This is a genomic window from Sphaerisporangium aureirubrum (genome assembly GCF_042658925.1).
In the GTDB taxonomy this organism is placed as follows: domain Bacteria; phylum Actinomycetota; class Actinomycetes; order Streptosporangiales; family Streptosporangiaceae; genus Sphaerisporangium; species Sphaerisporangium aureirubrum.
Map to the genome: position 1 here is coordinate 165,456 of NZ_JBHSRF010000008.1, position 11,777 is coordinate 177,232.

The window sequence follows — 11,777 nt, forward strand, 5'->3', positions numbered from 1 at the left end:
CACAAGGCCGGCGAAGGAGGCCTCGTGACTCTCTCCTCCCCGCTGCTGCTGGTCGTCGGACTGCTCGTCACGGCGGCGCTCGCCTGGGTGGCCGTCGTGTCGGCACGCCGCCGGACGGCCGCGCTCACCGCGGCCGGCGTCGCCGTGCCGGGCGGCCGGCGGGCGTACCTCGGTCTCGGCCTGACGATCTCCGGCGTCGCGGTACTCGCGGTCGCCACCGCGGGACCGGCGGCCATGGTCCCGGTCCCGCGCACCGCGGGCACCGTCATCCTCGCCATGGACGTCTCCAACAGCATGGGTGCCGACGACGTCGCGCCCACCCGGCTGGCGGCAGCGCAGCGGGCGGCCCGCGCGTTCGTGGCGGCGCAGCCCGGCAGCGTCGACATCGGCGTCGTCGCGTTCGAGCAAGGCGCGCTCACCACCGCACGGCCCGACGCCGACCACTCCATCGCGCTCGCGGCCATCGGCCGGCTGAAGCTCACCGGCGGCACCTCGCTGGGGACGGCCATCACGGCCTCGCTGTCGGCGATCACCGGTAAGCCGGTGGCCCTCGGCCGCGACGACGCCGAGGCGCCCGACATCGGCTACTGGCCGTCGGCGACGATCGTGATGATCTCCGATGGCCAGAACCAGGGCGCGGACGTCGAACGGGCCGCCACCGTGGCCCAGCGGGCGGGCGTCCACATCCACACCGTCGGGGTCGGCACCGAGGCCGGGGCGACGGTGAAGGTCGACGGCTACAACCTGCAGACGTCACTCGACAAGGACATGCTCACCTTGATCGCGCGGACCACCGGCGGCGCCTACCATCCCGCCTCGGACGCCGCGCGCCTCGACGGGATCGCCGACACCATCGATCTACGGCTCACCGTCTCCGACGAGCCGCTGCCCCTCGCCGGCGGGCTGATCGGGCTCGCCCTCGCGCTGCTCACCGCGGGAGCGGCGCTCACCGTGCTCCGGTCTGGACGGGTGATCTGAATGTCGTTCTCATGGCCGTGGGCGCTGCTGTCGATCCTGGCCATCCCACTGATCTTCGCCATCCGCGAGTGGGCACGACGCCGCCGCCGGCGGGCCGCCGTACGTGTCACCTCGATCGCGCTCGTACGGATCGCAGTGCCCGGCGGTACCCGCTGGACGCGGAAGATCCCCGCCGCGCTGTTCGTCGCCGGCCTGGCACTGCTCGCCGTCGGCGCCGCCCGGCCACAGGCGTCGGTGCCGGTGCCCCGCACGTCGGCCACGATCCTCCTCGCCCTCGACACCTCCGGCTCCATGTGCTCCACGGACGTCGACCCCAACCGCATCACCGCCGCGAAGAAGGCCGCCGCGGACTTCATCGAGTCCCAGCGAGGCGGCCCCCGCATCGGCCTGGTGACCTTCGCCGGCACCGCGGGCCTGCTCGTCCCTCCCACCGACGACACCGACTCGCTGATCGAGGCACTGGAGAACCTCACCGTCTCCCGCGGCACCGCGATCGGTCAGGCGATGCTCACCTCGATCGACGCCATCGCCGAGGTCGACCCGACGGTCCCCCCCACCGGCGCGATCCCCGGCAACGGCAGCGGAGAAGGCTACGCCAGCGCCGCCATCATCGTCCTGACCGACGGCGCCAACACCCAGGGAGTGGAACCGCAGACCGCCGCCCAGGAAGCGGCCCTCCGCCGCGTCCGCGTCTTCCCCATCGGCTTCGGCACCACGAACCCGTCGCCCATGGTCTGCGACAACACCCAGTTCGAAGGCTACGGCGGCTTCGGCGGCTACGGCCGTGGCCGCGGCGGCTTCGACCGAGGCCGCAACCCCCGCACCATCGACGAGCCGGCCCTCAAGCAAATAGCCAAGACCACCGGCGGCACCTACCACCGCGCCGAAAACGCCAAGGAACTCCAAACCGCCCTGGCAGCCCTCCCCGCCACCTTCACCGTGATCCACACCCGCGTGGACACATCCTTCGCCTTCGCAGGCGGCGCCGCCCTCCTCATCACCACGGCCCTCTCCCTCTCCCTCTGGTGGAACCGCCCCCGCCCCCCCACCCCGCGACCGCCAAGGTCATGAGCCGTCAACGCCGGCGGAGCAGGTCGTCGACGAGCGGGGTGGAGGAAGGGCTGCCGGTGGCCCAAGGTCAGTACGGCCAGCCGGGGACGTTCAGCCGGAGGCGGTAGAGGCCGAAGTTGCCGGTGTTCCCGCCCCGGGACGGCGTGCCCGAGGTGATGTACAGCGTCTGGCCGTCGGGGCCGCCGAAGGCGACGTTGGTGGTGTTCAGCCCGGCGGAGATGGTGCCGAGTTTCACGCCGGACGGCGCGTACACGTGGACCTTTCCGTCGTTGTAGGACGCCTGGTAGAGGTTGCCGGCACAGTCGATGGTCGCGCCGTCCGAACCCGTCAGGGACGCGAAGTCGGCACGCGTGCCGACGCTGCCGTCGGCGTTGACCGGCCACTTGTAGACCCGCCCCGTACCGTTGCCGCCGACGTACAGCGTCCTGCCGTCAGGGGAGAGCACGATGCCGTTCGGCTGCCGGATGGTGTCGTCGATCAGCGAGACGACGCCGCCCTTGACCCGGTACACGCCGGTGCGGCCGGACATCTGGTCCGGCCGGTTCGCGCGCTGGAAGTCGGGGTCGGTGAAGTAGACGGTCCCGTCGGCGCCGACCGTGAGGTCGTTCGGCGAGTTGAAGACGCGGCCCTGGTACGAGGAGGCCACCACGCCCCGCGTCCGGTCGGGCAGGCGGAAGGAGGAGACACTGCGCTGGTCGTGCGTCGCGCCCAGCAGCGTCCCCCCGTCCCGGCTGATCGCCAGGCCGTTGCTCCCGGCGCCGGCGATGAAGGTCTCGAAGGTGTTCGGCTCGGTGAACCGCAGCACGTCCGAGGGCTGGACACCCTCCGACCCGGTGCCGTCGCGCATGTGCGACAACAGCAGGGTCTGGGTGGTGGCGTCCCAGGCCGGGCCCTCCAGGAAGTTGAACCCGTCCCGGATCTTCGTCGCGGTCACCGACGCCGACGGCAGCGGATTGGGGTACGTGGTACCCGGCGTGCACGGCCCGACACCGGGCCGCGGCGTACCCGGCGTGGGGGTCGGCGTGGGCGTGGGTGTCGGGGTGGGGGTCGGCGTGGGCGTGGGTGTCGGGGTAGGGGTCGGCGTGGGCGTCAGGGTCGGCGTCGGCGTGGGGGTGACCGTCGGGGTGGGGCTGAGGGTCACGGGCCCACTGCACATGTAGCCGTTGAGCCAGAAGGTGTTCGGCAGAGGGTTCGCGCCGGTGAGGCTCGCGCTGAACCCCATGCCACTGACCGTGGCGTTGGTGGCGATGGACCCGTTGTAGGACATGCTGCTAGCGGTCACGCGCGCGCCGGACTGCGTCCACGTGGCGTTCCACCCGGACGTGATCCTCTGGCCGGAGTTGGGAAAGTCGAACTCCAGCTTCCAGCTGCTGACCGGGTCCCCGAGATTGGTGATGGCCACGTCCCCCTGAAAGCCGCCCCCCCACTGATTGACGATCTTGTACGTCACCTTGCACCCGGCAGCCGCCGCCGCCGGCACCGTCACCGCCGCGACCCCACCGGCGACGACCAGCCCCACGGCCAGCCCCGTGACCGCGACAGCGGCGATGCTTCGTCTCATCAGGAAGTCCTTTCGCGAAACGACAACGGGCAACCACCACCCGCGCCACGGTGCCGGTCGGACCCGCAAAATCCACCGGCACGCCACGCGGCACACCGCCGACCGTGCGTCCCCAAATTAACCGCGTAAGCGACCACCCGCCCGCCCCAACGCGCACACTACGAAACCCGCCGTAACCCCCTCCCCTCACAGCCCCCGCCCGCACCCCGGCCAACGTCCACCTCAGCCTGGGTGAACATGCCTCCGCACCCATCCGCCGACCCGATCGGCATCCCAAAGAACCCCAGGCCACCACCCTGAAACGTTCAGCTCACGCCAAGCCCCGACGGCGGAACACGAGCGGCCCGCCACAGTTCCCGGAGCGGGCGTCATCTCAGGACGACCGACATCTTCGGCGTCACCGTCCATGAGCGGAACGTGAACCGGGCGCAGTGGGTTCGCGTCTTATTCGCGTAGCCCAGTGAAAACGGAGACCACGGTGACCGATCTGGAGAGGCTCTTCTTCGGGCGGGATGACGCCGAGAGCGATGTCGCCGAGGGAGGGCTGCTGCTGGCGGGGTTTCAGCGGACTTATGTCTATGAGGCCGTCCGGCGGGGGGCCAAGACGCTGGTCATCGGGCGCAAGGGGTCGGGGAAAAGCGCCATCTGCCGTGCCCTGTACGCCGAGGACGAGCCGGGGCTCAGCACCAAGCTGATCACGCCCGACACCCTCTCGGCGGGGGCGCTGCGCGACTTCGAGCTGACCGGAATCGCCTCAACGATGGCCAAGAAGCTGATCTGGCGCTACGCGCTGGCCACGGAGACGGCCCGGTTCATCGTCGCCCACGCCGAGCGGGATCATCCCAAAGGGAAGCGTCCCTCGGTGAAAGCACTGCGCGAGTTTCTCACCGCCAACGGCGAGCTGGCCGAGACCCGCCCGCGCTTCTGGCAGATCGTCGAGAAGCTGAGGACCAGCCTGAAGTTGGGCGCCTTCGGAGTGAACGTCGAGCTGACCGTAGGCGGCGCGCCCGAGGGCATCAAGGCTACGGCCGGGCTCGATCTGGTCGAGCAGCGGGTGATCAAAGCCATCGAGGAGCTCGCCTGCCCGGCCGACCACCCGAGGCTGCTCCTCCTGGTCGACCAGATCGAGGACGTCTGGAGCAACGACGGCGAATCCGACGCCCTGGTCAGGGGCCTGCTGACCGCTGCTCGCGAGGCGTCCGTCCGTTATCCGCGCGTCTCCTGCGTCACCTTCCTGCGCAGCGACATCTACGATCTCCTCCAGTTCGCCGACAAGGACAAGTTCCACGGCATGGAGATACGCATCGACTGGACCGCCCAGAGCCTGTCCGACCTCGCCCTGGCCCGCGCGGTCGCCTCGGTCGGTCACGCACTCGCGCCCACCGCCCTGTGGGGCGAGCTCTTCCCCGCGCGTCATCGCGACGTCCCCACCGCCCGGTACCTCTACGGTCACACGCTGGGCCGTCCCCGCGACGTGATCCACCTCTACAACCTCTGTCGCGACACGGCTGGCTTCCGTGGTGCCCCCTACGTCGACGGCGCAGCGATCGACGGGGCGATCCGCGAATACTCGGGCTGGAAGCTCCAGGACCTCGCGAACGAGTACGAGGTCAACTACCCCTTCCTGGACGCCGTGTACCCGGTCTTCCGCGACCACGGCTATATCGTCATGCGCACCGCCTTCGGCGAACGACTTGCGCCGCACCTGGACGTTCTTCGCGACCGATTCCGCGACCATGCCCAGATCCTTTCGGCGCCCGCCCTCCTTGAGATCTTCTACTCGATTGGGCTCCTGGGCGTCCGGCGCAACAGCCACCTGATCTACGCCCACGAACACGGCGACGGTGTCCTCCTCACCGACGAGGAGTTCCACCTCCATCCCTGCTTCCGAGAGGCCCTCCGCGCCACCGCCCCGACCAGTGCGGCGGTTTTCGACCCCAGCAGGGCGATCGCCGTTGGCATTCACGGCTTCTTCGGCCAGCGTGGCTCGCTTGACCAGCGGGCCCTCGCCCAGCTCGACCATCGGATCAGGCGCCTGCTGGCCAGGCTCGGCCGGGCCGGCCTTCCCCGCGAGGCCGAACTCTCGGTCGACGCCGACCTACGCAGGGTCCTCGACCATGTCCACCGCTTCCTGTCCTCCGGAGGTTCCTACTACGAGGAGGTCAGCGTGATCAGTACCCACCTCAACGAGATGGCTGACCGCCTGGTCGCCGACGGCCTTATCCGCGCCAGCACCACCGAATTCCTCGCCACCGACCTCCGGACCATCGGCCGCGAGGCCCGCGACACCGTCTACGGCATCGGCCGCAGCGGCTCGGGTGGCTCCGACAGCTGACGCCCCGGTGTCCGGGCCGGGATCCCCGGTTGGAATCAGGTCTTCTGGTGCTCACCGCACGAGGTGCGGGCGAGCAGCGTGGGCGCGAAGACGAGCTCGACCGGTCCGCGGGGGCGGTCGACGACGAGTTCGGCCGCCCTCAGGCCCATCTGGTAGGCGGGCTGGGCGATCACGGTGATTCCGAGCGCGGCGGCCCAGGGGAAATCGTCCATCGTCAGGAACGCGATGTCGCCGGGGATGGCGATGCCGCGGGCGGTGAGGGCCGCGTGAGCCGCGACGGTGAGCCGGCCGGTGGTGCAGACGATCGCGTCCAACGGCTCGCCGCGGACACGGCCGCGGTCGAGCAGCGCGCCGACGGCACCGCTCACCTCGTCTTCGGTTTCCGCGACCGCCACCGCGTCCTTGGGGAAGGGCAGCCCCAGGTCCGCGAGGGCCTGCCGCAGCCCTGCCGTGCGCTGGATCTGAGAGGGGCGGCGTCCCGAGGCGACGACGCCTATGGACGACCGCCCGCACCCGGCCAGATGGACGGCCATCAGCCGCCCGGCCTCGACGTTGTCCAGGCTGATCGAGTGCATGCCGGGTGGCGCGTCCGGCACGGAGCGCGCGATGATCACGCAGGGGGTGTCGTTCTCGGCCATCCGGCGTGTCCGGCCGTCGGTCTCTTCGCCGGTCGTCACGATCAGCCCGCGCACCCGTTGTTCGTCCATGGTCCGCACCTGGGCCACCTCGCGGTCGACGCGACGGAACGTGTTGGCCAGCATGACGAGGCTGTCGTTGGCGGTCGCCACCTCGTCGATGCCGCGAATCAGGTCGAGGTAGAACGGGCTGCTCAGATCGCGGATGACGACTCCGATCGTGCTGGAACGTCCGGCGAAAACGCCCTTGGTGAGCGCGTTGGGGGTGTACTCGAGACGAGCGACCGCTTCCCGCACCCGGGTGGCGGTCGCCTCGGTGACGGCGCCGCCGTTGATGACGCGGGAGACCGTGGCCGTGGACACGCCGGCGTCCGCGGCGACGTCGCCGATGGTCGCTCGCTTCACCATGATTCTCCCGACCCCCCACCGGTTCCGGCGCCGGTCAGGCGGCGACGCGCCGACCGGCTCTCGCGACGATTTCGCCGCCGACCATGACGATTTTCACATGGTGGAGCTCCGCGGGGTCCGTCAGCACGAGGTCGGCGATCATTCCCGGCACGACACGGCCACGCCGCGGTGCCACGCCGGGGACGGCGTCCGCGACGTTGGCGGTCGCCATCGCGACCGCCGCCGGCAGGCTCACCACGCCCGCCTTGATGGATCGGTCGATCGCCAGCAGGATCGGGTCGTGGTGGCCGCCCGCGTAGTCGGTCGAGATCGTATCGACCACCCCCGCGGAGAACATCGCATAAAGCAATTCCGGCCCGGTCGTGAGCCGCTGGGCCCCGAAGGTGTCCAGGGTGGAGACATCCACGATCGCGCCCATCTCCTTGAGCCGTCCGGCGTGCTCGACGGCCTCGCGGAGCTCGAAGCTCGAATGGTTGGAGTGCCCGGCGATCAGGGTCACGTCCGTCTCCGCGATGGAGGCGACCTGGGTCATCGACGCCGCCGCGTTGTGCACCAGCACCGGTACGCCCGCCTCGCGAGCCTGCCCGGCCGCCTCGGCGAGCCCGTGCAGGGCGATGTCGAAGGCCGGCAGGACGATGCCGGAGACGATCTCACGGGTGTCCTCGACCGAGAGCGTGCCGGTCAGGCCCGCGCTCGCCAGGGCCTCCTCGACACGGTCCCGATTGAACGCCTTCTCCGAGATGTGCCGGCCCAGCACCGCGGTCTTCAGCCCGTTCGCCTGCCGGGGGGTGATCTTCACGCCGGTACGTCTCTCGACCTCGGCCGGGATGTACATGTAACTCGCCCCGCCCCCACCGAGAGTGTGCCCCGCCCCGATCTCCCCGAGCGCGACCGCGCCGGCGCGTACCGCGTGCCGCGCGGTGAACACACGGTTCGCCTCGGTGAGGCCGCCGCCGTCGGCGATGGTCGCCGCCGCCAGGCACGCCGGCGTGTTGCACGAGGCGAGCCTGATGTTGATCGGGTGCGCCTCGCCGGTGCGCGCGAGCGCCTCGGCGGTGACGAAACCGTCCACGCAGAGCACCGTGGTCGTCCCCTCCAGCAGGTGCCGGTCGAGGTTGGCGAGGACCTGTTCGTGCGGCAGGCCCTCGTGCCCGCTGGGAAACAGCGGTCCGTACGCGGTGCCATGGGTGTGGTTGTTGATCAATCCGGGGATCATCAGCATTCCGGCAGCGTCGACGATCTCGTCCACCGTGCCGTAGCTGTCAGCCGGCCGCGAGGGAACGATCTCGCGGACGGTGCCCCCCGCGACGACGATGTCGACCCCATGCTGCGGATCCGTGCCCGTGCCGTCGACCAGGTCGCAGCCGTGCAGGACGAGCGTGTGCACGATTCCTCCGTTACCGCGCCGCCGGCGCCGGCCGCTCGAACCGGAACGCCGCCAGCGCGTCGTCGTGGTCCTCGTCGAGCACCTCGCCGGCGACCAGGTCGCCGGCGTGCACGCTGAGCGTCGCGCCGCTGTGCGAGACCGCGAAGTGGAAGTTGGGCAGCGCGCGGACCCGGCCGAGCACCGGCAGGCCGTCGCCGGGGATGGGCCGTTCACCGACCCGGACGCCTTCTACGGCCGAGGCTCGGAGTCCCGGGTACAGCGCACGACCGGCCTCCACCACCTTGCCGACGGCCGACGGGTCGACACTGATCTCCCCGGTGCCGGACACCTGCGCCGCCCCGTCGATCTCATGGGTGTGCAGCAGCAGCCGCCCGCCGCCGTCCGGCCGTAGATGGACGTGCGGGGCATGGATGACGCGCGACACCGATACCGCGCCCGCTGAGCAGGAGACGAGCACCCCGCGGGTATTGCGCATGGGCAGGACCAGTCCGGCCAGCTTGGCGATCCCGGCGGCCTGAGGTCCCGCACAGTTCACGACCGCATCCGCGAGGAGCCGCCGCCGGGAGGCGAGCCGCACGGCGCGCACCGTACCCGCCGTCACCTCTAGGCCGATGACGCCGTCGTTCACCACCAGTTCGGCACCACCTGCCACCGCACTCGACAGCAGGTGGCCGATCAGCCGGGCAGGCTCGATCCAGCCTTCGCGCGGGAAGTAGGCGATCTCGTCGTCCGGCAACTCCGCGGGGTCCATGTCCGGCTCCAGCCGCAGCGCCTCCACCCGGCTGAGCCACCGTGCCTCGTACCCGTAGTCGAGCACGCCCGCGACCTTCTTACGCAGCTCCACGCGCCCGGCGTCGTCGGCGGCCCATTCGAGGTTGCCAACTTCGTGATACCAGTCACCATGAGGCACGCCGGCGGCCAGCTTCCGATGGGCCACCATGCCCGCCACGCTGAGCTCGTGGTACGCCCGCGGCTGCTTACCGCAGGAGTTGGTCCACGAGAACGTCGCCCCGGAGGTGCCGCCCCCCGGTGCCCCGGCGTCCACGACCGTGACACGAGCACCCCGCCGCGTCAGCCCGGCGGCCACCGCCGCCCCGTAGACACCGGCACCGATGACGACCACATGCGCAACCATGCTGATCCGGCCTCCCTCGTCTCTCGTGGGCTTGACGACCGGGCGAGTAAACGGAACTGGTGACTCAGCTCGGCGCCCCAGGCCCTGCTTGGTTGTAACTAGTTTCAGTAACTAGTTACAACCAAGCATGCCCGGTTTCGCACGTCAAGTGAGCCCGCCCTGTCGAAGATGAGCGGACGGCGCCGCTCACCCCGGCGGACCGACGTGATCCGACGCCACTGATCTGGTCGCACAGGTCACGTCCGCGACCCGGATCCCCCGGTACCGAGCGCTCAGCACGAGATCGGCACCGGGGGCGTGAGGGATGTACCCGCGGATCCGCGGGTACGTCGAGACGACCGTCAGACGGTCGTGCGCGACCACTGCTGGTTGGTGCCGGTGTTGCACGCATACTGCTTGAGGATCACGCCGTCCGCGGTCGATGCGGACGGTACGTCCACGCATTTGCCGCTGTGCCGTGCCCGGAGCTGGAAGTAACTGCCGTTGGCGACCATCTGGAACTGCTGGTTGGTGCCGGTGCCACAGGTGTACTGGACGAGCTCGGCGCCGTCGGCGGTCGAAGCGCTCACCACGTCAAGACACTTTCCGCTGTGGCGGCTGATGATGCGCCAGTAGCCGCTGCCGGCGTCCTGGAACTGCCACTGCTGCCACGCGCTGCCACCGTAGGTGTACTGGCCGACGCGCGCACCGTTGGCGGTGTTCGGTTGCTGGACGTCCATGGCCTTGCCGCTGTGGCGCACATTGATCCTGTAGAACGTTTCCGGCTCCGGCGTAGGGGTCGAGCCGCCGATGGTGTCGCCCCAGGCATACCGGATCCGGTCGGCGCCGGAGGTGTTGCGGACGGTCAAGCTGAGATCGGTGCCGCTGCCACTCAGTGCGTACATCGAGTAGTGGTCGTAGCCGAGGCTTCCGGTCAACTTGCCGCCGAGGGCCGGCCAGTAGGTGCCGCCCATCTGGTTGTCCCGCATGACCTGGGCCATGGCGCGGATGTAGCGCACGAAGTTGTCGGTGCTGTTCGCGTCGGCGTAGTTGAGGCCAGTGGACATCGGCGCGCCGAACTCGGTCGCGACCGCGCGGGAGGCGCAGTTGCCGAGACGCGTCTGAATGTGGCTCCGGAAAGCGTCGTAGGTCATCGCGCTGTAGAAGAAGGCGTAGTAGTGGAAGGACAGCAGCGTCGAGTTGAAGCGGCTGTCGTTGCAGATGTCCCTCAGGTCCTGGCTGAAGCCGGTGCCGCCGATGAGGACCCGGCCGGGCACCGCCGAGGTGTGATAGCTGAGCCAGTTCGCCGCGACGTTCCGCCAGTCCGCCGATGTGTAGCCGTGCGGTTCGTTCATTGGCTCGAAGTAGACGTTGCTGTTCGACCCGTACGTGTTGGTCACGCTGGACCACATCGTGTTCCACGCGGCGAGGTTCGTGATCCTGCCGCCCGAGGCGGCGCCGTCCTCCCAATAAGCCAGGATGACCTTGAACCCACGAGCGGTCGCGGCGTCGATAGCGCCGCGGTAGGCGTTCCACCAGGTGGTGTTGGCCACAGTGTGAGTGTTGATAGGCAGCCGCACGGTGTTGACCCCCATGGTGGAAGCCATGTGGTCGTAGAGGGCGTTGGCCTTGGCCCGCACCGTCGCGTTGCTGTCGGACTGGCTCAGGCCCTGCACGACGAGCGTGGTGGTGCTGAAGTTGTCACCCAGCACGGCCCAGTTCATGCCTCGGAACTGGCTGGTGGCGGCATTGGCCGACGGCGCGGGAACGAGCCCTGCCACCGCGGCGAGCGCGGCCACCACAAGGGCGATCAGCAACCGGCGTAACGGCCGGGTACTCCGCGATGGTCCTGATGAGTAACCATCAGACGCCTTGATCAGTGCCATGAAATGTCCAATCACTAGATCTAAGTTCCTGGGTCGAACCCTCACTCGTAGACCTCGTGTTGCTGACGTGGCCGGCTCGGCGACCACGCATACGGCCCGGGTCGGCGGAAAGGGCCGCCGCGCGGGCGGTGCGGGCGCCGATGACGGGGATGGCCCTCGCGGCGACGGCCTGCAGCAGCCGGCGACGGTTCAGCTGGGCGGACTGCATCAGAGCTCCAACGAATGTTAGCGCTAATATTTAGACGGCAGGGTTACCTCGCGCGGCAGGGCACTGGGTTCGTATCGCCGGGCCGCCGAACACGCATCCTGTATCCGCGACGGACGTGAAGGTTACATCGGCGTTACAACAGTGTGAGCGATCACAACTGCGCGGTCAATACCCGGAACCGCGCGCCTGACCTC

8 protein-coding genes are annotated in these 11,777 nt (G+C 69.6%); 3 read left to right on the top strand and 5 right to left on the bottom strand.

The window, feature by feature from the left end; translation table 11 throughout:
* Positions 1-24: 24 nt before the first annotated feature.
* On the top strand, positions 25-978 hold the full coding sequence (locus tag ACFP1K_RS09045; protein WP_380748986.1) for a VWA domain-containing protein: 954 nt from the start codon (positions 25-27) through the stop codon (positions 976-978).
* Positions 979-2,049 carry a VWA domain-containing protein gene (locus tag ACFP1K_RS09050; protein ID WP_380748988.1) on the top strand — a complete coding sequence of 357 codons (1,071 nt, stop codon included), beginning with the start codon at positions 979-981 and terminating at the stop codon, positions 2,047-2,049.
* Between the two features lie 67 nt (positions 2,050-2,116).
* Here ACFP1K_RS09050 and ACFP1K_RS09055 read toward each other — a convergent pair whose 3' ends face one another.
* Positions 2,117-3,610, bottom strand: a complete 1,494-nt coding sequence (locus ACFP1K_RS09055; RefSeq protein ID WP_380748990.1) for an SMP-30/gluconolactonase/LRE family protein — start codon at positions 3,608-3,610, stop codon at positions 2,117-2,119.
* Positions 3,611-4,088: 478 nt separating this feature from the next.
* On the opposite strand from ACFP1K_RS09055, the gene ACFP1K_RS09060 reads away from it, so the two are divergent.
* Positions 4,089-5,945: a P-loop ATPase, Sll1717 family gene (locus ACFP1K_RS09060; RefSeq protein ID WP_380748992.1), complete on the top strand. Its 1,857-nt coding sequence runs from the start codon at positions 4,089-4,091 to the stop codon at positions 5,943-5,945.
* Positions 5,946-5,980: 35 nt separating this feature from the next.
* On the opposite strand, the gene ACFP1K_RS09065 is transcribed toward ACFP1K_RS09060, so the two are convergent.
* The 4 genes from ACFP1K_RS09065 to ACFP1K_RS09080 all read right to left on the bottom strand — a co-directional run bounded on the left by ACFP1K_RS09065 (position 5,981) and on the right by ACFP1K_RS09080 (position 11,306).
* Positions 5,981-6,988 (bottom strand): LacI family DNA-binding transcriptional regulator, encoded by a 1,008-nt coding sequence (locus ACFP1K_RS09065; protein ID WP_380748994.1) that lies wholly within the window; start codon positions 6,986-6,988, stop codon positions 5,981-5,983.
* 34 nt (positions 6,989-7,022) lie between these two features.
* A complete protein-coding gene (locus tag ACFP1K_RS09070) occupies positions 7,023-8,375 on the bottom strand; it encodes a hypothetical protein (protein WP_380748996.1) in 1,353 nt (450 codons plus the stop codon).
* Positions 8,376-8,385: 10 nt separating this feature from the next.
* Complete coding sequence (locus ACFP1K_RS09075) at positions 8,386-9,510, bottom strand: NAD(P)/FAD-dependent oxidoreductase (RefSeq protein WP_380748998.1); 1,125 nt, start codon at positions 9,508-9,510, stop codon at positions 8,386-8,388.
* A gap of 341 nt (positions 9,511-9,851) precedes the next feature.
* Entirely contained in the window at positions 9,852-11,306 is a 1,455-nt protein-coding gene (locus tag ACFP1K_RS09080; RefSeq protein WP_380749000.1) for an RICIN domain-containing protein, read from the bottom strand.
* Positions 11,307-11,777 lie beyond the last annotated feature (471 nt).